The organism is Mumia xiangluensis (assembly GCF_010994095.1).
Classification (GTDB): domain Bacteria; phylum Actinomycetota; class Actinomycetes; order Propionibacteriales; family Nocardioidaceae; genus Mumia; species Mumia xiangluensis.
The window spans coordinates 138,753-160,495 of record NZ_WJYO01000007.1 but is presented as its reverse complement, the minus strand read 5'-3'; the positions used below and the strand labels follow the sequence as shown (position 1 = coordinate 160,495).

Here is a 21,743-nt window from a genome sequence, read left to right as displayed (position 1 = left end):
CTGTCGTGAGTGTGGAGCGGTGGGTGAAGCGGCCTCACGGACGGATGTCCACGAGCACCTTCCCGGTCGAGGCACCGTTGAACAGGCTGAGGAACGCCTCCGGTACGGCGTCGAGACCGCGGTAGTGGGTCTCCTCGACACTGACCCGGCCGGCGGTGAGGTGATCGGCCATCTCGGCGTGGAACCGGTCCCACTTGTCCTCGTGGTCGAAGACGAGGAAGCCCTCTGCACGCAGGCGCTGGGAGAGGAGGAGGCCGGTGTTCTGCAGCGTGTACGGCTCTCCGTTGTAGGTCGAGATCGAGCCGCAGAGCGCGAGCCGGCCGTGCGGGCGCATCGCGGCCATGGCCTGGTCGAGCTGGGCGCCGCCGACGTTGTCGAAGACGACGTCGACCCCGCTCGGGACCTGGTCCGCGAGGTAGTCGGCGACCGACGTCTCCTTGTAGACGAAGGCGTCGGTGAAGCCGAGCTTCTCGGTGACGTAGGTGGCCTTCTCGGCCGAGCCGACCGATCCGATGACGCGGCTCGCGCCCCGGGCCAGGGCCAGCTGGCCGGCAGCGGCACCGACTGCGCCGGCGGCGCTCGTCACCAGCACGACGTCACCGGGCTGCACGTCGCCGACGAGCGTGACGCCCAGCCAGGAGGTGAGGCCGGGGTGGCCCATCACACCCAGGTACGACGACTCCGGCGCCCGCGTGACGTCGATCGCCCGCACGGCGGACGTCGGCACGAGCGAGTGCTGGCGCCATCCGACCCGGTGGAACACGTGGCTGCCCTCGGGGAACCGGGGGTCACGCGAGGCGACGACCTGGCCGACCGCGCGGCCGGTGACGGGCTCGCCGACCTGGTAGGTCGTGACGTAGGAGCTGCCGCCGTTCATCAGCCCGCGTTGGCCGGGATCCACGGAGAGGAAGTGGTTCTCGACGACGACCTCGTCCTGCCCCGGATCGGGTACGTCGAGGTCACCGAGGGCGAAGTCCGTCAGGGCGGGCACCCCCGCGGGACGACGGGCGAGCAGGACGGCACGGGACGAGAGCGACATCAGGACCGGAACTCCTTGACGACGTCGCCGATCACCTTGCGCTGGACGAACTTCCAGCCGTCGTCGGTCTTCCGCAGGATGTCGCGGTACATCGAGGAACGGTCCACACGCGGCGCGGCGAGGTCCCGGCCGTCGATCGTGACGATGTAGGCGACGCCCGTGGCGTCCTCCGGACCGTCGGGGGTCTCGGTGATGATGATGTTGTCGTTGAGATGCTTGAAGCCGCCGGCCTGGGCATCGATCGCCTGCTGCATGAAGCCCTGGATGGCCGCCTTGCCGACCACGAGCTCGGGGAACCGGTAGTGGTCGTACGAGCAGTCCTCGACGAAGAACTCCGTCATCTTCTCGGAGTCGCCGAGGATGTCGACGGTGAAGTTGTACTGGTAGTACAGCTCCCAGATCTCGACCTTGTCGTCAGCGGTGAGTGCCATGCGTTCGCTCCTCTGGTTGGGGATGGTCTGCGGTGGTCGGAGTCAGCTGAAGGCAGGCGGGGTGCGGCTGGCCCAGTCGAGCTCCTGCTCGAGAGACTGTGCGAGCCGCAGGATGGTCGTCTCGTCGTACGGCGAGCCGACGATCTGGGCTCCGACAGGGAGCCCGTCGGCATCTGTCCCGACCGGCACGCTGATCGCCGGGAGGCCGAGGATGTTGGCGTACGCGTTGAACGCCAGCATGCGCGCCTCGCGGGGACTGCTGCCGTCGAGAAGCTCGTTGGCCTCGGCGAGGATCACACCGACCGGCGGGACCTGGCAGGCCAGCGTCGGGCTGACCAGCACGTCGAAGTCGCGTCGCCAGTGGGCCACCATCCTGCGACACTCCAGGTGCATCCGGAGGACGGCCTTCGCGTACTCGCTGGACGGAAGCTCCTCGGCCATCTTTCGACGGGCGATGATGAAGGGCTCGGACTGAGTCGGGTCGTCGTACGGGACCGTGTGCAGGGAGGCCGCGATCACCTGGCGGCTGTAGATCCTCAGCGCCTCGGTGCTGATGAAGTCCGCAGAGACGGGGACGACCCGGTGGCCCGCCGCCTCCAGCAGCCGGGCCGTACGCTCGGCGGTCTCGGCGCAGACCGGGTCGACCTCGACGCCGTTCGGGGCGTCGAGCATCAGACCGATCCGCAGCGGCGCGGTCACCTGGGTGTAGCTCTCGCCGAACGGTCGCTCGGGGGCAGGGGCGCGGTACCACCCGAGCGGGTCCTCGGCAGACAGGTAGTCGAGGGTCCGGGCGGCGTCCTCGACGGTGCGGGTGACGACTCCCTGGGTCGTGCCGTGCTCCCAGCCCAGCACCTTGGCGGGGACGCGCGCACGGCTCGGCTTGAGACCGACGAGCCCGGTCGCGGCGGCGGGCATCCGGATCGAGCCCCCGCCGTCAGAGGCGCTCGCGATCGGCGCCAGGCCGGCGGCGACCGCAGCCGAGGCTCCGCCGCTGGACCCGGCCGGGGTCCGCTCGAGGTTCCACGGGTTGCGGGTGATGCCGTAGCGGCTGTTCTCGGTCACCTGGGTCATCCCGCCCTCCGGCGAGTTCGTCCGACCCATCAGGAGGAAGCCCGCGTTGAGGATGCGGTCGACGACGAGGTCGTTCTCCGGCTGCGGCTCGGTCGACGTGCCGAGCCCGCCCCGGGTGTTCGGCTGCCCGGCGACCGACACCAGGTCCTTGATCGGCATCGGCACGCCGTGGAAGAACGGCAGCGACCCGCCGGAGCCCAGCGCCGCCTCCGCCGCCCTGGCGGCCCGACGGACCTCGTCGTCGTTGCGCCAGACGATCGCGTTGACGGCGTCGTTGTGCTTGTCGATCCGCGCGAGGTAGAGGTCGACGACCTCGACCGGGCTGACGGCCCCCGCGCGGATCGACCGCGCGACGTCGCTGGCGGAGCTGAACGGATCCATGGATCTCCTTGAATGACGAGTGGGAACTGCGGTCAGGCGCTGGCGGCGAGACGGCGCCGAGGCTTCCAACCGCGATGGGGGACCGCGTCGAGCAGGCGGCGGGTGTAGTCGGCCTGCGGGTCGGTGAGCACCGCGTCGGTGGTGCCCTCCTCGACCACGCGCCCGCGGTGCATGACGATCGCCGTGTCGGTGACCTGCTGCGCGACGGCGAGATCGTGCGTCACGAAGAGGTAGGTGACCTCGCTCTCCGCGCGCAGGTCGTTCAGCAGGTTCAGGATCTGGGCCTGGATGGACACGTCGAGCGCGGCGACGGCCTCGTCGAGGATCAGGACCTCGGGATCGACGGCCAGGGCGCGGGCGATGGCCACGCGCTGGCGCTGGCCTCCTGAGAGGCTTCCCGGGCGCATCGAGAGGTGACGCTGGTCGAGGCCGACCCGACGTAGCTGCGTCAGGGCGACCTCCTCGCATGCGTCCCTGTCGGCGATCCCGTGCAGTCGGAGGATCTCGGCGAGGCCGTCACCGATCGTCTGCCGTGGGTCGAGCGACGAGTAGGGGTCCTGGAAGACCATCTGGATCCGACGGGCACGCGCCAGCCGGGCCTCCGCGCCGCGTCCGGAGTGGACGAGCGGAGCGCCGTCGAGCAGGAGCTCTCCGGACGTCGGCGTCTCCAGACCGGCCATCATCCGGACGACCGTGGTCTTGCCCGACCCGGACTCGCCGACGATCGCCAGCGCGCCGCCGCGCGCGACCTCGAAGTCGATGCCGTCGACGGCGACGACAGGTTCGCCGCGGCGGCCGCCACCGAACTCCTTGCGGAGGTCCCGGGCACTGAGCTGCGGTGGGGTGGTCATGAAGGCTCCTTGTCCTGACCGGGTGCGTCGGCTCCGACGGGTCCGTCGGCGAGGGGGAGGAGCACGCCGTCGAGCTCCTCGGCGCGATGGCAGGCGACCTGACGGCCCTCGAGCGACCGGAGCTGCGGCCGCTCGCTCACGCACTGCTCGGTGACGAACGCGCACCGCTCGGCGAACACGCACCCGTCGCCGACCTCGAAGCCGGAGGCCGGGCGTCCTGGCACCGTCCGCAGCCGCGCCCGCACCCCGATCTCGGGTCGCGCAGCGAGGAGTCCGGCGGAGTAGGGGTGCAGCGGGCGCTCGACGAGACCGGCGCCGTCGGCGACCTCCACGACCTGCCCGGCGTACATGACGGCGAGCCGGTCGCAGGCCGCCCCCGCGAGGTCGAGGTCGTGCGTGATGAGCAGGATCGAGAGGCCGCGCTGCACCTGGGCTTCCCGCAGGATCGCGATGACCTCCTCCTGGGTGGTCACGTCGAGGGCCGTGGTCGGCTCGTCGGCAAGGATCACGTCAGGCTCGGTCGCGAGAGCTGCGGCGATCATCACGCGCTGCAGGAGTCCGCCCGACAACTCGTGCGGGTACTGGCTCAGGCGACGGGCACCGTCGGCGATCCCGACGGCGACGAGGAGCGCAACGACCTTCTGCTCCGCCTCGCGCCGGGGGACCTTCTGCACCTGGCACAGGCCCTCGACGAGGAAGTCTCCGACGGTCCGCAACGGGTTGATGTGCGCGTGGGGGTTCTGGTAGATCATCGCGATGCTCGACGCCCTGTACGCCCGCAGCCGGCGCGGACTCATCTCCTGGACGTCCTCGCCCTCGAAGCGGATCGCCCCGTGGACCTCGGCGCCGTCGGGCAGCATGCGCATCAGCGCGCGCGCCGTCATCGACTTCCCGGAGCCCGACTCGCCGACCAGCCCGACCGCCTCGCCGCGACCGATCGTCAACGTGACGTCGTGGATGACCGGTGCCGGGCTGCCGTCGACCGGGATCCGAACCTGGAGGTGCTCGATGGCGACTGCAGGTTCGACCGCGGTGTCCGGGAGCGTGGTCGTGGGCTCGAGCGTGTTCATCGACCCTCCTTCTGGGCGGCTGCAGCGAGTCGTTCGCCGAGGATGTTCACCGCGATGACGACGACCAGGACGGCGACGCAGGCCGTCAACGACTCCCACGGCTTGCCGGCGAGCAGATCGGCCTGGCCGGTCGAGATCTGCAGGCCCCACTCGGCTGCGGGCGCCTGGACCCCGAGACCGATGTACGACACTGCGGCCAGGTCGACGAGGGCGGTCCCGAGCGCGATCGTGACGTGCGCCCGGACGAACGGGAAGATGTTCGGCAGGAGATGGCGCACACAGATTGTCCATCCAGAGACGCCCAGCATCTCCAGCGCGTTCACGTACGTCATCGACCGCTCCCTCAGCGCGACAGGACGGAGCACGCGGGCGATGTAGGGGATGAACGCGATCGAGAACGCGACGATCGGACCGGTGATGCCGGCACCGACGATGGCGACGACGACGATCGCGAGGATCAGACCGGGGAACGAGAACAGGACGCTGAGTGCCTTCCCGACGAACCGGTCGTACCGGCCGCCGATCCAGACCGAGGAGAGGACGAGGGTCACGGCGCACACCGTGGCGACGCCGATCACGACCACCGGGCCGAGCAGGCTCAGCCGCGTCCCGTAGATCAGCCGGGACAGCAGGTCGCGGCCGAGTGCGTCGGTCCCGAGCAGGTGGGCGCCGCTCGGGCCCTGCGACGCCGCGAGGATGTCGGTCTCGTCCGGCGCGTACGGCGCGAGGACGGGTGCGAGCAGGGCGACCAGGACGAGGAGGCCGAGGAAGATCGTCAGCCCGAGGGCGACACGGTCCTGGCGCAGCACCGATCGGCGTGCGGGCTGACCTGAGCGCAGGCGGCGAGCACGACGCGGCGACGGGGTGACGAGTCCGGTACTGGTCATCGGTCCACTCCTCGAGAACGCAGCCGCGGATCGATGGCCAGCTGGATCAGGTCCGCGATGACGGTGACGGCGATGAACACGACGACGATGAGCATGGTGATCGCCATGACCACCTCGGCGTCGTGCCGCAGGATCGACTGGACGAGGAAGGCGCCGACGCCGTCGATGCTGAAGGCGCGTTCCACCACCACGGACCCGGCGATGAGGCCGCCCATGGTCAGGCTGATGACACTGACGATCGGGGCGGCTCCGTTGCGCATCACGTGACGACGGAAGATCGCGTTCTTCGTCAGGCCTCGCCCGACCGCGGTCTGGACGTGCTCCCGGCCGAGCTGCTCTCGGAAGCTGGCACGGGATATCTGGGCGACGAGGGCGATCCATGAGAGGGAGAGCGCGATGGCGGGAAGCGTCAGCGAGTGGATCGTGGACGCCAAGCCGTCGCCGGTGTCGGCGAGCGCCGGGAACCAGCCCAGCGAGATCGCGAACACCTGGATGAGGAAGATCGCGGCGACGAACGTCGGCAGCCCGACGAACACGCTGCTCACCACGGTCAGCGTGGAGCTCATACGGCGGTTGCGGGCCGCGAGCACGCCGAGGCCGATGCCGACGACGGCGACGAGCAGCGTGGCGTACAGATCGAGCATGAGGGTCGCCCCGAGCCGAGGCTTCAGGAGGGTCAGCACGCTCTGGCGGTGCTGGAGCGACTGGCCGAAGTCCCCGGTGACGAATCCTCCGAGCCAGTCGAAGTAGCGGATCCACGCGGGCCGGTCCAGACCGAGGTTCTGCCGGACCTGCTCCACCTCTGTGGCGGTCGCGTCGGTGCCGGCGATCTCGGCGGCCGGGTCCCCGGGGACGAGCTGCATGGCCGCGAAGATGACAGCGCTGGCCACCAGGATCGTGACGAGCGCGCCGATCACGTTCTTGAGAACGCTCCGCATCCCCTTACTCCCTTCGTGTGGTCGGTCTGGTGCGATGCGGAGGCGGCGGCCGGGTTCTCCGGCCGCCACCTCCTGCCTTCGTTCGACGTTGGACGAAGGGCCGTGCGGTGACGTCGGTGACGGCTACTTCGTCGCGCCGATGGTCGCGAGGCTCGGGTGGTAGACGTACGCGAACGAGGTGGTGAGGCCACCCAGGCCCTCGCGCACGAACGAGACCTCGCGGGGGTTCGCGACCGGCATCAGGGGCACCTCAGGCGTGAACGTCGCCTCGGCCTCAGCGAAGGTCTCGGCGCGCTCAGGCTCGTCGAACGTCTGAGCCGACTTCTCGACCAGGTCGGTGACCGTCGGGTTCTCGTAGCCGAGGAGGTTGAACCGGCCCTCGGGAACCACGACACGGCGGGCGTAGAAGAGGTAGTCGGGCACGGCGGACCAGCCGGTGTTCATGATCAGGTCGACACCCTTGCGCGCGGCGGGGTCGGTGAAGTAGGCGACGTTCTCGGCCGGCTGGATCGGCTTGATCGTCAGCGCGATCCCGACCTTCTTCAACGACTCCTGCAGCAGCGCCGACGTGAGCCGCATCTGCTCGTGGCCCGCGATGATCGCCATGGTCAGCTCGGTCGGAGGGTTGTCCATCGACTCGATGAGCTTCTTCGCCTCGTCGAGGTCCACCTTCTCCGGCTTGTCGAGCTTGTCGAGCGCCGCCTGGAGCGTGTCGGCGCCGTCGCCCCAGAGGAGCTTGGGGGTGAAGGTGTACATCGGCTCGGCGGTGCCGTGGTAGATCTGCTCGGCGACGGCGGTGCGATCGATGAGCAGGTTGACCGCCTGGCGCAGCTTCACGTCGTCCATCGCGCCGGCGCTCGGGTAGATCTGCAGCATCTGGGGCGACGGGCCCTGGTAGACGCTTCCGGTCTTGCGCAGCGAGGCGATCGACCCCGGCGGCACGTCGTACGAACCGTCGAGGCTCCCGGACTCCAGGCCCTGGACGAGCGAGGACGCCTCGGTGATGAACTTGAGGTTCACCGTCTTGGCGTGCGGCGTGAACTTCTCGTCCCAGTAGTGGGGGTTGGCCGTCAGGGTCATCCCGCTCCCGGACTGCCAGCTCGCGATCGCGTACGGTCCCGTGCACATCAGGCCGCCGGATGCGGTGCCGTACGAGGTGCCGGCCTTCTCGACGTACGCCTTCTCGCTGACCAGCCCGGCGGTGATCGACATCGCCTTGACGAAGAGGGAGTCCGGCGCAGTGAAGTTGACCACGACCTTGTCGTCGCCCTCGGCGGTGACGGACTTGACGTTGCCGTACACGCTGCTCGCCCAGGTGGACGCGAGCTCCGGCTCGAGGTTTCGAGCGAGGCTGTACCGGACGTCCTCGACGGTCATCGGCGTGCCGTCGGAGAACTTGACGTCCTGGCGGATGGTGAAGGTGAGCGTCAGGTTGTCGTCGGAGTACTCCCACGACTCCGCCAGCGCAGGGCTGATGGTGTAGTCGTCGTTGAGGCGGAGCAGCGGCTCGCAGACGTTCGCCTTGATGAGGTTGGCGCTGCTGTCGCCGCCGGCGGCGGGGTCGACGCTCGGCGGTTCGCCGAACGGCACGCCCCAGTTGAGCTCGTCGATGGAACCGTCGGCTGCGGGGGCGCTGTTGACGACCTCCGCGTCGCGCTCCGAGCTCGCATCGGAGGACGACGAGCCGTTGCAGGCGGTGAGGCTTGCCGCGAGGACGGCGGCCGCGGCGACGGAGAGCGCACGAGTGCGTGTCCGAGCGAAGAGGTTTCGGGTCATGGATCCTCCAGGAGGCGATCAGGCCGTGGGGGGAGAAGGTCGGTCGACGTTGACCGATGCGCACATGCTGCCGAGTGACCCCGGGCACGTTCGTTGGACGAGATGCACAAAAGCTGACCGACCTGTGCGGTTCGACCCGGGCCGGTGTCCGTGAGTGAGAGTGCGGTCTCATAAGATGCCGACATGGATCTCCCCTCCGTCTCGCAACTGTGTGCGGAGATCCCTGATGTCTTGAGGTTGTTGCCGCTTCAGGACGCCCCGGACATGGCTGTGAGTGCGGTCCACGTAAGTGACCTCGCCGACCCAACTCCGTACCTGAGCGGTGGCGAGCTCCTGCTCACGACAGGGCTTTCCCTCCCTCGGAGCGAGGCGGGCATCGAGGAGTACGTCGCGCGGCTGGCCCGTGCTGACGTCGCTGCGCTGGGGCTCGGGCTCGGGCCCAGCCTGGAGGGCGTCCCGCTGGCGTTGCGGGAGGTGTGTGCGCGTGCTCGGCTGGCGCTGCTGGTCGTCCCTCCCGAGGGTGCGTTCCTCGACGTGACCAAGGCGTACTGGAAGCTGCGCACCGAAGCCGAGCGCCGTGATCTCGGCGAAGCGGTGATGGCGCACAGCGAGCTCGTCAAGGCGGCGTTCTCTGGCGATCCCGTCTCGGCGACGCTGCGCTCGTTGGCGTACGCGATGCGGGGATGGGCGGCGATGCTCGGCCCGTCCGGCGAGGTGGAGCACGTCCATCCGTCCGGCCGGCTCCAGGATGCTGTCGACGTGGCGGCCGAGCTGCGGTCGTCGTCGCGGCGTGCGTCGACCGCGCCGCTCACCATCGAGCGCAGCGACGGCTCGTCGATCGGGTATCCGATCACCCTGGGCCAGCGCGTCGTCGGCCATCTCCTCATCGGGACCGAGAACCGCCTCAGCGGGACCCAGCACCGGGTCGGGCTTGCGGCGGCGGCGCTCCTGACCCTCGGCACGCTGCGTCGAGACCAGGATCAGGCCCGTACGCACGGCCACGCCCAGGCCGTGGCGGCGCTCGTCGACATGCGCCTTGCCGACGCGGCTGCCCGGCTGGCATCTCGGCTCGACATCGCGATCGGGCACGAGGTCCGCGTCGTGGCCGTGGACAGCTCGGCGCCCGTCGCCGTCGATCGGGTGGTTCACGAGTGGTGCGCGGGAGCGATCGCGGGGTGGCGCGACCCGGACGCGCTGTGGTTCCTCGCTCCGAGCGAGAAACCTGACGCAGCAGAGCTGGGAGCTGCCCTGCTGCAGGTAGATCCCGCGGTGGTCTCAGTCGTCTCCGAAGCGGTGCCGCTCGAGCGTGTCCACGATGTCCGTGTCGGGCTGCAGCGACTGCTCGACTCCCTTCCCAAGGGGAGCGTGCGCGTCCAGGAGAAGCGGTCGTTGCGCACGTCGGGCCTCGACCATGCGCTGCGTCGCCTCGGGGACTACGGCCGTGCGGACCTGACGGGAGCAGTCGTCGCCTATCTCCGCAACTGGGGTCAGTGGGAACCGGCCTCCCGTGAGCTCGGGGTGCATCGCAACACCCTGCGGCACCGGATGGCGCGAGTGCGCTCGCTGCTCGGAGTCGACCTCGACGATCCCGACGTGGCGGCCGAGCTGTGGCTCCTGCTCCGCAGCAGCGGTCTGGCCTGATCGGACCCCCTCGTGCCGAATAGAGTTCGACCATGACTCGGACCTCGGACGAGAAGACAGGCTTCTGGGATCGCGCCGCCACCTGGAAGGCCGTCCTCTTCGTCGTCGCGTACCTCGCGTTCTACCTGGTGGTCGGCCGCGTGGTCGTGCGTGCCTTCGACAGCCGCATCGACGACGACAACGCGGTCGCCGACGCGGCCAGCATCGTCCTCGGCGTCGCGCTACCGATCGCGATCGGCGCCGCAGCGCTCCTGCTCTTCGCCGCCAGGCTCGGTTGGCTGCGTGAGATCTTCGGGCCGCAGCCCGTCAAGGGCCGACGCTGGATGTGGATCGCCCCGGTGCTCGTCCTCGGCGCGATCGTCGCGCACCTCGCTGGTGCCGACTGGGACCGGTGGAGCGGGAGCGAGCTCGCCGCGCTCGCCTTCTTCGGCCTGTGCGTCGGGCTCACCGAGGAGCTCGCGACGCGCGGCATCACCGTCAAGATGTTGCGCGACGCCGGACATGCCGAACGTTATGTGGCGGTCGTGTCCTCGCTGATCTTCGCGTTGATGCACTCCGTCAACCTCATCTCGGGCATGTCCGTCAGGACGGTGCTGGCGACCGTGGTCTACACGTTCGGCTTCGGCATGTGCATGTACCTCGCCATGCGGGTGACCGGCACCATCTGGGCCGCGATCCTCCTGCACGGGCTCACCGACCCGACGACGATCCTGGCCGTGGGTGGGCTCGACGAGGCGGTCGTCAGCCAGGACGGGGGAGCGTCGGCGATCGCCGTGCTGGTGACCATCGCGCTCGTCGTCTTCGGGATCGTGGCGATCTTCCTCGTACGCGGGAAGGCCGGCGAACCGCAGGCAGGGCCTCCGTCGCCCGCCTAGCCGAGCGACGGCTCAAGAAAACTCGACGCCGGGCAGTGTGATCCAGGTCACACCGGGTAGTGGACTACTTGTTCCTCTCGAAAGCCGGTGCACCATGTCCGAGATCGTCGATCACGCCACGCCCCACACCTACCGCCCGAGAGGACGCCGACGGCTGGCGGTCCTCGTCGCCGGGACAGCAGCAGCCCTCGCCGCGGCGCTGATGTCGCCGTCGAGCGCCACCCAGCCCGCCGCAGGTCCGGACGACCAGCCCTGGACCAACGCCAGCCTCTCTCCGGACGCCCGCGCCGCCGCTCTGCTCGAGGAGATGACGCTCGAGGAGAAGGTCGAGCTGACGACCGGCGACCAGGGCGAGGCCCCGTCAGCGTTCTACAACGCGCCGATCGAACGCCTCGGCATCCCCGAGCTCCGCATGGCCGACGCCGGCGGCGGCATCGCCGCCCGCGGGTGGACCCTGCCCGACACCGGGGAGACGGCCACCGCGTTCCCGGCGGGGGCGGCACTCGGCGCGACGTGGAACCCGCGGCTGGCCCGCCGCTACGCACGCGCGGTCGCCGTCGAGGCCAAGGCGACGGGGCACGCGATGCTCCTCGGCCCGGGGTCCGACATGGGGCGCCAGCCGTTCTGGGGCCGCATCGCGGAGGGCATGAGCGAGGACCCGTTCCTCACCTCGGAGCTGACCACCCCGTACGTCGACGCCGTGCAGGACGAGAGCGTCATCGCGAACCTGAAGCATTACGCGGGCTACACCCAGGAGGTCGACCGCGGGAACGCGCAGGACAGCATCATCGACCCGCGTGCGCTGCGGGAGGTGTACACGGCGCCGTACGCGGACGCGATCGCCAAGGCCGACCTCGGCTCGGTGATGTGCTCGTTCAACGAGGTCAACTCCGTCTTCGCCTGTGAGAACGACCTATTGCTCGACACCATCCTGCGCGAGGAGCTGGGCTTCACCGGTTTCGTGATCACCGACTTCGGAGCGATCCACTCGACCGAGCCGTCGATCGAGGCAGGCACCGACATGGAGACCGGGACCGACGCCTTCTACGGCGACGCCCTGCTCGCCGCAGTCCAGGACGGACGCGTCCCGGAGTCCCTCGTGGACCGCTCCGTGCTGCGCATCCTCCGGACGATGTTCGCGATCGGCGTCTTCGAGGGCGACTACACAATGACGTCGATCCCCGTGACAGAGCACGGGCGTCTCGCTCGCCGCGTCGAGGATCAGGCGATCACCCTGCTGAAGAACGACGGCGTCCTGCCTCTGCGGCGCCGCGTCAGGTCTGCGGTGGTCATCGGCGCCGACGCCGACGTCACGGGCCGGCTCGGTGGCTCGTTCGCCGTCAAGCCGACGTACGAGGTCAGCCTGCTCGACGCGATGCGCGACGTGGGCCGCAGGACCGGCATGCGTGTGCGCTACGCCGCCGGGAACGACATGGTCAACGGCACCTCGATGATCGAGACCGCCGACATGACCGCGGTGCCGTCCACCGTCCTCAGCCCGGAAGGGGGCGCCGGCGACGGGCTCACGGCCCGGCACTACGGCAACACCACGTTCTCCGGCGACCCCGTCACGCGGACCGAGGCGCAGGTGCTCTACGACACGGGATTCACCGCAGGAGTGCCGGCGTTCGCGAACCTGTACTCGTCCCAGGTGCCACCTGTGCCCGACGTCGGGGGCACCGGCGTTGCGGCCGGGCAGTCGGTCGCCTACACCGGGACCCTGACCGCACCCGCCACGGGCGACTACCGGCTCGGCCTGACCGGTTGGGGCGACGCCACCGCGACGCTCGACGGCGAGGAGATCATCGACATGACCGGTGGTCCCGGCCGCCAGGCGGTCGAGGCGACCGTGTCGCTGCAGCGGGGGGAGTCGTACGACCTGAGGATCGAGTACGCGGCGACCCAGCCGCTGGTCGCACTCCAGCCGGGATCGCTGCTCCTGCAGTGGAGCCCGCCCCGCCGAGCGGTGTCGCCGGCGATCGCGGAGGCGGTGCGCCAGGCGAGGCGGTCCGACGTGGCCGTCGTCTACGCGCGCACCTACGAGTCCGAGGAGCGCGACCGGGTGTCGCTCAAGCTGCCGCAGAGCGCGGACCGCCTGATCTCGGCCGTCGCGGCCGTGAATCCTCGTACGGTCGTCGTGCTCTCCTCGGGTGGTCCTGTGACCATGCCGTGGCGCGGGCAGGTCGAGGCCGTCGTCCAGTCGTACCCCGGCGGGCAGGAGGAAGGATCGAGCCTCGCGCGCGTGCTGACGGGTGCGGTGAACCCGTCCGGCCGGCTTCCGATGACCTACCCGGTCAGCGAGCAGCAGCTGCCGCCCGGGATCGAGAACCCGTGGGACAACATCGGAGACACGACCGTCGAGTTCAGCGAGGGCGTCAACATCGGCTACCGCGGATACATCGCCTCGCGGACGCGGATGCTCTACCCGTTCGGCTTCGGTCTCTCGTACACGCGGTTCTCGTACCGCGGCCTGCGGACGTCGACCTTGCGTGCTGAGGGGCGGCGGGAGTCGACGACCGTGCGTGTCCGGGTCCGGAACACGGGGCGGCGGACGGGCGCCGAGGTCGTCCAGCTGTACGCGGGTCCGCTGCCAGGTCTCGACGCACCGGCCCGCAAGCTCGTCGGCTTCGCGAAGGTGACGCTGCGGCCCGGGCGGGCGGCCTGGGTCAGGATCCCCGTCTCGCGTCGCAGCCTGTCGTACTGGGACGACGCGTCGAGCTCCTGGGTGACGCCGCGTGGGCGCGTCCGGCTGCTCGTCGGGAGCTCCGCACGGGACATCGAGCTCGCAGGAGCGATCACGGTGCGGTGAGAGCGAGGTCAAGACCGGGTCGCGCCACGGAGACGCACGACTATCGTCCTTGTCATGCCCGGCGAGCCGCTGGTCCCCGACGAGTTCGACGTCTACACGCTCGTGATCCTGCGCCGTCCTCCCGACGCGCCAGACCTGTCGGACGACGAGCTCGCGGCTCTCCAGACGCGTCATCTCGCCTATCGCGCCGCGCTGGCGCAGCGAGGCACGGTCGTGGCGAACGGGCCGTTCGACGAGCAGAGCGACCCGTCGTACCGCGGGATGTCGATCTTCGCCTGCGACCCCGCGGAAGCCGCACGACTGTCAGGCCAGGACCCGTCCGTCCTCGCCGGTCGCCTCGCGTACGACGTCATGGAGTGGTGGGTGGGAGCCGGCTCGATCGCCTTCCCACGCGCCGCCGGCACCGTCGGCGACCGTCGGACGATGCCCGACGACTGAACGCGACGCGCTGATGCGTCGGCGCGTGGTCGGCGTCTGTCTGGGTACCTCTCCGCTGGTGGAGGGAGTGTCCGATGGGCTCGAGACCAGGTGGCCGTCGCCGCGACAGAGGCATCGCTCCGGAGCAGAAGACGCTTCGTGCGTTCACGACGTGGCTGGCGTGAGGCGGGATCCTGACCAGCCGCTGAGTCGACGTCTGTGCAGGTCCTACCGCACGCTGGCCGGCGCTGACGGGGCAGCGATCACGGTGCACTACGAGAGCGCGAACCGCGTGACGCTGTGCGCGACGAACGAGGTCGCGGACCAGCTCGAGGACCTGCAGGAGGTGCTCGGGGAAGGCCCCGGACACACCGCGTCCACGTCCGGGCAGATCGAGCGGTGCGAGGTCCCCGGCGATGCGCCGTCGCGTTGGCCGCTGTTCGTGGAGGCCGCGCGGGAGATCGTCGAGAGCGCCCTGGTCGTTGCTGTGCCGATGCACTCCGACACGTCGGTGCTCGGCGTGATCACGCTGTACCAGAGCCCGCAGTCACGGACGCCGCTCTCGCTCGCCAGGCACGACCTCCAGTTCCTCGCCGACGTGGTCGGGACCGCCCTGGTGAACGACCAGGACGCGGCGGCGCCGGATCTCGCCGGTGGTCCCTGGGCCTCGCGCGCGCGGATCCACCAGGCGACCGGGATGGTCGTCGCACAGATGAAGGTCAGCCCCGAAGACGCGCTGGCCGTCCTGCGCGCCCACGCCTTCGGCCAACAGTCGACCTTGTCGGACATCGCGTCAGCAGTCGTGGAACGGCGCATCACGTTCTCGGGCCGATGACGGCTCAGGAACGGTGACCGTCCGAGTCGGGGTCGATCTGGGCCCGGAGCTGTGCGTTCTCCGTCTCGAGCGCGAGCACCATGGTGATGCCGGCCAGGTTGAGTCCCTCATCGAGCAGGGCGACGACCCGACGGAGCCGAGCGATGTCCCGCTCGCTGTAGCGGCGCGACCCGCCGGCCGTCCGGAGCGGCTCGACGAGTCCGGCGCGGTCGTAGGCTCGCACGTTCTGGATCGACGTCCCGACGAGCTCGGCCGCCACGGAGATGGTGTAGACGCCGAGCCCTTGGTCGCGGGCCATGCCGTTCCCCTTCTTCTCGCTCGGTGGGTATTGCGCGGGGGTATGTCTTCTGATATATCAAAACTGTATCAGCCACTATAGGTCTGATTGCCGTTGAGGCAGCTCACTGATGATTGGTGGAGGTGATCAAGGTGCTTGTACGCACTGACCCGTTCCGAGAGCTCGATCGACTCACCCATGAGGTGTTCGGGACCGCAGCCAGGCCCGCCGTCATGCCGATGGACGCCTGGCGCGACGGTGACCAGCTGGTCGCAGAGTTCGACCTTCCGGGCGTCGCGGTGGAGACCATCGATCTCGACCTCGAACGCAACGTCCTGACAGTCCGGGCGGACCGTCGTCCCCTGGAGGAGAGCGCTGGCGAGCTCATCGCGTCGGAGCGTCCGCGTGGTGTCTTCAGCCGTCAGGTCATCCTGGGCGACACGCTCGACAGCTCCCAGATGCGCGCGGCCTATCGCGACGGCGTCCTCCGGGTCACCGTCCCGGTCGCCGAGAAGGCGAAACCGCGCAAGATCGCCGTCGCGCACGACGGCGAGAGCACGCAAGCGATCTCGGCGTAGAGCTCTCGCTGCCAGCCCGAGCCGTCAGCCCGTGTCGCACAACACCGGGCCGACGGCTCGGGCTCGGCACCTGCGCTGCGCCTCTCACGAACGACCACCTCGAGCAGGAAGGCTGTCCGTTGGAATCGCTCGACCACCACGCGCTTGCCGATCTCGTCGAAGAGCTGCACGCGGCCGACACGCCGCAGCAGACCGCCGACCAGGTGATCAAGACTCTCTGCGAGCTGTTGGGGATGGATGAGGCCGGCGTGACGATGATCCGGCGGGCCGGCGCACTGGAGACGGTCGCGGCCACCGGGTTGATCGCCAGGCGCGCCGACCAGCTGCAGAGCGAGCTTCGCGAGGGTCCGACCCTCAGCGACTCCTGGGACGAGACGTTGCGCCTGGGTGAGCTCGCGGACGACCGGCGCTGGCCGACGTGGAGCGCCAAGGTCGCTGGGCTCGGCGCCGCGAGCCTGCTCGCCGTGAGCCTGGCTCCGGAGGCGAGCCGGATCGGGGTGGTCTCCCTGTACTCCAGGGAGCCACGGCACTTCGACAACGACGACGTGGCACTGGCACACCTCTTCGCCCGCCACGCGGCGGTGGCGCTCGCGCGGGCCGAGACCGAGGCAAACCTTCATATCGCGCTCGACGCCCGCAAGCTCATCGGGCAGGCGCAGGGCATCCTCATGGAACGTTTCGGCCTGGACGAGCCCCGGACGCTGGAGGTCCTCCGGCGCTACTCCCAGCACCACAACATGAAGCTGAGGCACGTCGCCCAGCTGCTGGTGGAGACGAGGAGGCTGCCGGACGCGACGCGCCCATCGGACCTGACGGGCACGGATCCGAAGGCGGCCGGCGCCGCCTTCTGACGTCGACACAGCCCGCGTCGACGTGTAGGTGGTTTGTGACGCGGGTCGTGGGGAACCACTCCGGGAAGTGGTTCGGAGGTCACCATGTCCGCACGTCGCCCGTCCGCACGTCGCCCGTCCTCACGTCGCATCGCCGCGGCCACCGCAGTCGCGGTCTCTGCAGTGCTCGGCGCCTCGCTCCTCGCGGCCGTTCCGGCGGCCGGAGCGCCCCGCGCCCCCGCGCCCGACGGCCCGGGTCTCAAGAGCACCTGGACGGAGGCGGACAAGACGGGATTCGGGACCGCGCGGTCCCGGCGCAGCAACGTGTGGTTCACCCTCCAACGGGGACGGGTGAGCGAGGTGTTCTACCCGGATCTGTCGACGCCGAGCGTGCGCAGCCTCGAGCTCGTCGTCACCGACGGCGCGACCTTCACCGATCGCGAGTCCGTCCAGATGCGGCCCTCCACGACCCGGCCCGATGCGCGCAGCCTGCGGTTCAAGCAGATCGGTGGCCGAGCCGGGCGCTACCGGGTGACGAAGCGTGTCGTCACAGACCCGCGCCGTGACGCGCTCGTGCTCCGGGTGCGGCTGCGGTCGCTGGACGGGCGTCGCTACCAGCTGTACGTCCGGCACGACCCGGCCCTCACCAACAACGGCATGGACGACCGCGCCTGGACGGCCGGACGCACCTTGGTGGCCAGCGACGGCGCGGTCGCCACCGCAGTGCGCGCGAGGCCCCGCTTCGGGGCGCGCAGCAACGGCTACGTCGGTCGCGCCAGTGACGGCTGGCGGGACCTGCGCCGCGACCACGACCTCGACCGACGGCACCGCTCGGCGGGGCCCGGGAACGTCGTGCAGACCGCGCGCGTGAGTCGCGTCAACGGACTGCCGGGCCGCCAGAGGGCGACGGTCACCCTCGGGTTCGGTCGACGGCCCGCCGCCGCGCGAGCCACCGCGAGAGCGAGCGCGCGGAGCCGCTGGTCGCGCATCGAGCGTCGGTACGACCGCGGCTGGCACCGCTACCTGGCCTCGCTGAAGCCCGTGCCGCGGACCGCCAAATCCGTCAAGCGGGAGTATCTCGCCTCGGCACTCGTGCTCGCGGCCGCCGAGGACAAGCTCAACCCGGGCGCCGTCGTCGCCTCGCCGTCGGCGCCCTGGGTGTGGGGCGACGAGGTGCCCGACCTCTCCTCGCCGTCCGGCGCCTACCACCTCGTCTGGTCGCGCGACTCGTACGAGTTCGGCAGCGCCATGTGGGCCATGGGAGACCGTGCGGCCGCGCGCCGGATCGTCGACTGGCTGTTCCAGGTCCAGCAGAAGCCGGACGGCTCCTTCCCCCAGAACTCGGACGTGACGGGCGAGCCGGTGTGGTCCGAGCTTCAGCTCGACGAGGTGGCGCTGCCGATCGTCCTCGCGAGCCTGACCGGCAAGACCGGCCCCGCGACGTACGCGGGTGTGAAGCGGGCGGCCGACTTCCTCGTCCGGTTCCGTGACGAGGAGACCGGGCTTGCCGCACCGTTCTCGCCGCAGGAGCGCTGGGAGAACCAGGCCGGCTACTCGCCGAACTCGATCGCCGCGCAGATCGCCGGCCTCGTCTGCGCCGCGGACATCGCCCGCCGCAACGGCGACCAGGCGTCCGCCCGTCGGTGGCTGGAGCTCGCCGACAGCTGGGCGGCACAGGTGAAGGGATGGACGGTCACCACCACCGGCCCCCTGTCGACGCAGCCGTACTTCCTGAGGCTCACCAAGAACGGCCAGCCCGACACCGCTTCGCCGTACGACATGGGCGACGGTGGCCCCCTGCAGGTCGACCAGCGCCGCGTCGTCGACCCCAGCTTCCTGGCCCTCACCCGGTGGGGGATCCTCCCGGCCACGGACCCGGCGGTCGCGTCGTCGCTCGCGGTCGTCGACGACGAGCTGCGCGTGCAGACGCCGAACGGCCCCTTCTGGCGGCGGTTCAGCTTCGACGGGTACGGCGAGACCCGCGACGGCACGCAGTGGACGATCACCGAGCCGGGCACCTTCACGACGCTCGGCCGCGGTTGGCCGATCCTCACCGGCGAGCGCGGAGAGCAGGAGGTGGCCGCCGGCCGCGACGCATCGTCGTACCTTGCCGCTGTGGCCGCCGCCGGCAACGGCGGGGACATGATCTCCGAGCAGGTGTGGGACGGCCGTCCGCCGACAGGTCAGCCGTGCTGCACTGCCGGGGAAGGCACCCGCGCCGCGACGCCCCTCGTGTGGTCGCACGGGGTGCTCGTCCGGCTCGCGTGGTCCATGCAGCTCGGCCGACCGGCGGACCAGCAGGCGGTCGTCGCCCGGCGTTATCTCCCCTGACGCGGTCAGGAACGCGTGGCCACGTGGGAGCCGATCGCGTAGGCGCCGGAGGTGCCTGAGACGGGCGAGTACGTCGTGGTCGTGTACTGCTGGTGCGGCGCACCGGCCGCCGCCGCGACCACGTTGGTCCCGCTGTTGGCGCAGATCTGGTCACCGGTGTTGCAGACGTTGTAGACGAAGACACCGGTCGGCCATGAGGCGCGCCGGCCCATGATGCCGCCCCGGGTCGAGGAGTTCTTGGAGACCTTGCCGCGGAGCGCCGGGTTGAACATCGGGTCGCCGATCAGGCCGATCCCGTGCAGGCGAGCACGCTGCGCGCTCGTCATGCCGACGACCACGTCCCCGACGACGTGTGCTCCTTGGGAGTAGCCGAACAGCACGATCTTCGTCGTGCTGCAGCTGGCGAGGTAGGTGTTGATCTTGGCCTTCAGGTTGTTGCGGCCGTCCCGCATCGAGATGATGTACTCGATCGCCGCCGGGTAGTACACGTAGTCGCTCGTGACGTTGGCCGTGCCCTTCTTGGCCCTGAACGCGGCGACGGCGGTGGGCAAACGGGTGCCCATGGACGTCCGCTCCCCGTCGGCGGTTCCCCGGACACCGATCACCGTGTACGCCCTGCAGGTGACGGCGTTCGCGGCTGGTGCGTTCGCTGCCACGATGCCCGATGCTGCCATCGTCGCCGCGACCGCGCCGAGAGCGGCACGATGGATTCTCCTCGATCCGATCATGTCGGCTTCCTCTCCCCGAAGGCCCGCGTCGGTACGGACCGGTCACCTCACCCTCGTGGCGATCCCGGACCGGCGTAACCCCCGGAAACGGGGGGTCGGACTCACTCCTCGTCGAGGACGTCGCCCGGCGCGGCGCCGACCGCGCGCTCGATGTCGCCCGGGCTGGCGTGCTGGAGGTAGACCCGCAGCTTCGTGCACGCAGCGCGGTAGTGCTCACGAGCGGTGTCCTCGGTGATGAACAGCGTCGTCGCGATGTCACCCCAGTGCCGACCCCGTGCTCGGGCCGAGATGACCTGTCGCTGTCGCGGGCTGAGATCCAGCGAGGCGCCGCGTCGGTCGAGGATCTCGGTGAGCCCGACGAGGGACTGCGTGATCGCCACCTGCCCGTGCCGGATGTCGTCGACGGCCTGTACGGCGACCTGCGGCGGGTCGGACTTGTGCACGACGCCGTTCGCGCCGGCTCGCAGGCAGAGCGCGAGGACGATCGCTCTCCGCTCGTCGGTGTACAGGCACACCGGATGACCGAGGTCGCGCACGGCTCGGATCGCGGCGCGCCCCTGCTTGGTCGACGATGCCACTCCCTGTGGGCCTCGTAGCAGCAGGTCGAGGACCACGACGTCGCAGTCGACCGGCATGGCCTCGAACTCCTCGACGCTCGCGTACGTCGCCACCACGTCGAGACCTGGATGGACCGTGGCGAAGCCGCCGCGGATCACCGTGCTGTCGTCGATGACGGCGACCCGGGGGAGTGGCACGACCACGTCCGGCACCGGTCGCTCGGTCACGGTGCGTCCTCTCCGCGTCCGACGCGCCCGACGATCGTGACGGAGGTCCCGCGGCCCGGTGACGAGAGGATCTCCGCCGCAACGCCGCATCCCGCCAACGCGTCGCACACCTGGGTGTCGAGGCCGAACCCGAGGGTCTGGTTCTCCTGGTCGAAGCCCACGCCGTCGTCCGACACGACGACCTCCCAGGTCGCGCCGTCGGTGTCGGCGTGGACAACCACCTGGTGCGCGGCGGCATGCATCCGGGCGTTGTGCAGCACCGCTGCCACCGCCCCGCGGCTCGCCGTCCAGACGTCCTCGCTGAGCTCGACGTGCGCGCCCAGCTCGACGGCCAGCTCGAGCGGGAGGTCGTCGAACCCCTCCAGGGCCGCGGCGAGCATCGTCCCGACCGTGCACCGCGTGCGGTCCGAGGGCTGCTGGAGCTGGCTGCTCAGATAGTTGCGCAGACGGCGGGCCTCCCGGTCGGCCTGCACCCGCAGGCCGGGCAGCACCGCGGCCGGGGTCTCCTCGTCGGACAGCAGCCTCAGGATGCTCGACGCGTCGTGGACGGTGAGCTGGTAGCGCTGCAGCTCCAGAGCACGGGTCGCGGCGACGGCGTCCTCACGAGACTGGTCGGCGTCGGCCGCGAGCTCCCGCAGGTAGTGCGCCAACAGCGCCACGACGATCGCATAGCCGGGGATCGTCAAGGCGTTGCCGAGGCTCGTCTCCCACGACGCGACGTCGACCGCCGAGGTCCAGACGAGAAGCCAACCGCCCAGGGCGAGGGCGTGGGTCACTGCGACCGCCGGCCGCATCCACGTCGCTGCCAGCGCCGCCACGTTGATCGCGTAGCCGGGTGCCCACGACTCCCAGGTGCCGACGACGTGCGACGTCGGCAGCAGCAGGTTCATCGCCGGGATCGCCAGCCAGGCGAGCGTGAGGTCGGGGTAGCGCCACACGCCCGTGCGTACCGTGCCCGAGAGCAGGCACTGGGCGACGAGCGTCACGGACACCACGACCACGGCGCCGGTCAGTGCCGCGTACGCGCTGGGATGGTCGGACAGGCGTACGCCGGAGGCGGTGCTGAGGACGATCTGGAGCAGGACCACGCCCCGCATCGCGGGAGCGACCAGGGCGATCCCTCGCTCGGCCCGACGCGCCGAGGTCCGCTCTGGCGCCGACACGTCAGCCGACGGCGATGTCACCGGTGACTC

At 70.2% G+C, this 21,743-nt stretch carries 20 protein-coding genes; 8 read left to right on the top strand and 12 right to left on the bottom strand.

Features of this window, described 5'->3' with window-relative positions; translation table 11 throughout:
- Nucleotides 1-34: 34 nt before the first annotated feature.
- From GH747_RS20570 to GH747_RS20535, 8 genes are all read right to left on the bottom strand, one after another.
- Nucleotides 35-1,039, bottom strand: coding sequence for an MDR family NADP-dependent oxidoreductase (locus tag GH747_RS20570; RefSeq protein ID WP_149771511.1), 1,005 nt, complete (start codon nt 1,037-1,039; stop codon nt 35-37).
- Nucleotides 1,039-1,470, bottom strand: a complete 432-nt coding sequence (locus tag GH747_RS20565) for a nuclear transport factor 2 family protein (protein WP_149771510.1) — start codon at nt 1,468-1,470, stop codon at nt 1,039-1,041. The genes GH747_RS20570 and GH747_RS20565 overlap by 1 nt, the downstream gene beginning before the upstream one ends.
- Before the next feature lie 42 nt (nt 1,471-1,512).
- The gene (locus GH747_RS20560) at nt 1,513-2,922 is read right to left on the bottom strand and encodes an amidase (RefSeq protein WP_149771509.1); all 1,410 of its coding nucleotides are present in this window, start codon (nt 2,920-2,922) and stop codon (nt 1,513-1,515) included.
- A 32-nt stretch (nt 2,923-2,954) separates the two neighbouring features.
- Complete coding sequence (locus GH747_RS20555; RefSeq protein WP_149771508.1) at nt 2,955-3,773, bottom strand: ABC transporter ATP-binding protein; 819 nt, start codon at nt 3,771-3,773, stop codon at nt 2,955-2,957.
- Complete coding sequence (locus GH747_RS20550) at nt 3,770-4,843, bottom strand: ABC transporter ATP-binding protein (protein WP_149771507.1); 1,074 nt, start codon at nt 4,841-4,843, stop codon at nt 3,770-3,772. The genes GH747_RS20555 and GH747_RS20550 overlap by 4 nt, the downstream gene beginning before the upstream one ends.
- Nucleotides 4,840-5,730, bottom strand: coding sequence for an ABC transporter permease (locus GH747_RS20545; protein WP_149771506.1), 891 nt, complete (start codon nt 5,728-5,730; stop codon nt 4,840-4,842). The genes GH747_RS20550 and GH747_RS20545 overlap by 4 nt, the downstream gene beginning before the upstream one ends.
- The gene (locus GH747_RS20540) at nt 5,727-6,668 is read right to left on the bottom strand and encodes an ABC transporter permease (protein ID WP_149771505.1); all 942 of its coding nucleotides are present in this window, start codon (nt 6,666-6,668) and stop codon (nt 5,727-5,729) included. Before GH747_RS20540 ends, GH747_RS20545 begins: the two co-directional genes overlap by 4 nt.
- Before the next feature lie 123 nt (nt 6,669-6,791).
- Complete coding sequence (locus GH747_RS20535; protein ID WP_149771504.1) at nt 6,792-8,444, bottom strand: ABC transporter substrate-binding protein; 1,653 nt, start codon at nt 8,442-8,444, stop codon at nt 6,792-6,794.
- A gap of 183 nt (nt 8,445-8,627) precedes the next feature.
- Between GH747_RS20535 and GH747_RS20530 the strand changes: the two genes are divergently transcribed.
- From GH747_RS20530 to GH747_RS20510, 5 genes are all read left to right on the top strand, one after another.
- A complete protein-coding gene (locus tag GH747_RS20530; RefSeq protein WP_149771503.1) occupies nt 8,628-10,085 on the top strand; it encodes a PucR family transcriptional regulator in 1,458 nt (485 codons plus the stop codon).
- Nucleotides 10,086-10,117: 32 nt separating this feature from the next.
- A complete protein-coding gene (locus GH747_RS20525; protein WP_149771502.1) occupies nt 10,118-10,960 on the top strand; it encodes a CPBP family intramembrane glutamic endopeptidase in 843 nt (280 codons plus the stop codon).
- Nucleotides 10,961-11,054: 94 nt separating this feature from the next.
- Nucleotides 11,055-13,769 (top strand): glycoside hydrolase family 3 protein, encoded by a 2,715-nt coding sequence (locus GH747_RS20520; RefSeq protein WP_149771501.1) that lies wholly within the window; start codon nt 11,055-11,057, stop codon nt 13,767-13,769.
- A gap of 54 nt (nt 13,770-13,823) precedes the next feature.
- Nucleotides 13,824-14,207 (top strand): YciI family protein, encoded by a 384-nt coding sequence (locus tag GH747_RS20515; RefSeq protein WP_149771500.1) that lies wholly within the window; start codon nt 13,824-13,826, stop codon nt 14,205-14,207.
- 160 nt (nt 14,208-14,367) lie between these two features.
- The gene (locus tag GH747_RS20510; protein ID WP_163695849.1) at nt 14,368-15,021 is read left to right on the top strand and encodes a GAF and ANTAR domain-containing protein; all 654 of its coding nucleotides are present in this window, start codon (nt 14,368-14,370) and stop codon (nt 15,019-15,021) included.
- Nucleotides 15,022-15,025: 4 nt separating this feature from the next.
- On the opposite strand, the gene GH747_RS20505 is transcribed toward GH747_RS20510, so the two are convergent.
- Nucleotides 15,026-15,319 carry a MerR family transcriptional regulator gene (locus GH747_RS20505; RefSeq protein WP_149771498.1) on the bottom strand — a complete coding sequence of 98 codons (294 nt, stop codon included), beginning with the start codon at nt 15,317-15,319 and terminating at the stop codon, nt 15,026-15,028.
- A 131-nt stretch (nt 15,320-15,450) separates the two neighbouring features.
- Here GH747_RS20505 and GH747_RS20500 point away from each other — a divergent pair, with 131 nt between their 5' ends.
- The 3 genes from GH747_RS20500 to GH747_RS20490 all read left to right on the top strand — a co-directional run bounded on the left by GH747_RS20500 (nt 15,451) and on the right by GH747_RS20490 (nt 19,037).
- Entirely contained in the window at nt 15,451-15,876 is a 426-nt protein-coding gene (locus GH747_RS20500) for an Hsp20/alpha crystallin family protein (protein ID WP_149771497.1), read from the top strand.
- Nucleotides 15,877-15,995: 119 nt separating this feature from the next.
- The gene (locus GH747_RS20495) at nt 15,996-16,727 is read left to right on the top strand and encodes a GAF and ANTAR domain-containing protein (protein ID WP_149771496.1); all 732 of its coding nucleotides are present in this window, start codon (nt 15,996-15,998) and stop codon (nt 16,725-16,727) included.
- 84 nt (nt 16,728-16,811) lie between these two features.
- Nucleotides 16,812-19,037, top strand: a complete 2,226-nt coding sequence (locus GH747_RS20490; protein ID WP_149771495.1) for a glycoside hydrolase family 15 protein — start codon at nt 16,812-16,814, stop codon at nt 19,035-19,037.
- A gap of 5 nt (nt 19,038-19,042) precedes the next feature.
- Here GH747_RS20490 and GH747_RS20485 read toward each other — a convergent pair whose 3' ends face one another.
- The 3 genes from GH747_RS20485 to GH747_RS20475 form a co-directional block, all read right to left on the bottom strand.
- Complete coding sequence (locus GH747_RS20485; RefSeq protein WP_149771494.1) at nt 19,043-19,765, bottom strand: cutinase family protein; 723 nt, start codon at nt 19,763-19,765, stop codon at nt 19,043-19,045.
- Nucleotides 19,766-19,866: 101 nt separating this feature from the next.
- Nucleotides 19,867-20,550, bottom strand: a complete 684-nt coding sequence (locus GH747_RS20480) for a helix-turn-helix domain-containing protein (protein ID WP_149771493.1) — start codon at nt 20,548-20,550, stop codon at nt 19,867-19,869.
- Nucleotides 20,547-21,734 (bottom strand): sensor histidine kinase, encoded by a 1,188-nt coding sequence (locus GH747_RS20475; RefSeq protein ID WP_149771492.1) that lies wholly within the window; start codon nt 21,732-21,734, stop codon nt 20,547-20,549. The genes GH747_RS20480 and GH747_RS20475 overlap by 4 nt, the downstream gene beginning before the upstream one ends.
- Nucleotides 21,735-21,743: the final 9 nt, after the last annotated feature.

Bases quoted from the DNA above. Each gene is read 5' to 3' on its own strand.
- GH747_RS20490 (WP_149771495.1), top strand. From the start codon at position 16,812: ATGTCCGCACGTCGCCCGTCCGCACGTCGCCCGTCCTCACGTCGCATC.
- GH747_RS20485 (WP_149771494.1), bottom strand. From the start codon at position 19,765: ATGATCGGATCGAGGAGAATCCATCGTGCCGCTCTCGGCGCGGTCGCG.
- GH747_RS20540 (WP_149771505.1), bottom strand. From the start codon at position 6,668: ATGCGGAGCGTTCTCAAGAACGTGATCGGCGCGCTCGTCACGATCCTG.
- GH747_RS20515 (WP_149771500.1), top strand. From the start codon at position 13,824: ATGCCCGGCGAGCCGCTGGTCCCCGACGAGTTCGACGTCTACACGCTC.
- GH747_RS20550 (WP_149771507.1), bottom strand. From the start codon at position 4,843: ATGAACACGCTCGAGCCCACGACCACGCTCCCGGACACCGCGGTCGAA.
- GH747_RS20545 (WP_149771506.1), bottom strand. From the start codon at position 5,730: ATGACCAGTACCGGACTCGTCACCCCGTCGCCGCGTCGTGCTCGCCGC.
- GH747_RS20555 (WP_149771508.1), bottom strand. From the start codon at position 3,773: ATGACCACCCCACCGCAGCTCAGTGCCCGGGACCTCCGCAAGGAGTTC.
- GH747_RS20505 (WP_149771498.1), bottom strand. From the start codon at position 15,319: ATGGCCCGCGACCAAGGGCTCGGCGTCTACACCATCTCCGTGGCGGCC.
- GH747_RS20560 (WP_149771509.1), bottom strand. From the start codon at position 2,922: ATGGATCCGTTCAGCTCCGCCAGCGACGTCGCGCGGTCGATCCGCGCG.
- GH747_RS20525 (WP_149771502.1), top strand. From the start codon at position 10,118: ATGACTCGGACCTCGGACGAGAAGACAGGCTTCTGGGATCGCGCCGCC.
- GH747_RS20520 (WP_149771501.1), top strand. From the start codon at position 11,055: ATGTCCGAGATCGTCGATCACGCCACGCCCCACACCTACCGCCCGAGA.
- GH747_RS20530 (WP_149771503.1), top strand. From the start codon at position 8,628: ATGGATCTCCCCTCCGTCTCGCAACTGTGTGCGGAGATCCCTGATGTC.
- GH747_RS20565 (WP_149771510.1), bottom strand. From the start codon at position 1,470: ATGGCACTCACCGCTGACGACAAGGTCGAGATCTGGGAGCTGTACTAC.
- GH747_RS20535 (WP_149771504.1), bottom strand. From the start codon at position 8,444: ATGACCCGAAACCTCTTCGCTCGGACACGCACTCGTGCGCTCTCCGTC.
- GH747_RS20570 (WP_149771511.1), bottom strand. From the start codon at position 1,039: ATGTCGCTCTCGTCCCGTGCCGTCCTGCTCGCCCGTCGTCCCGCGGGG.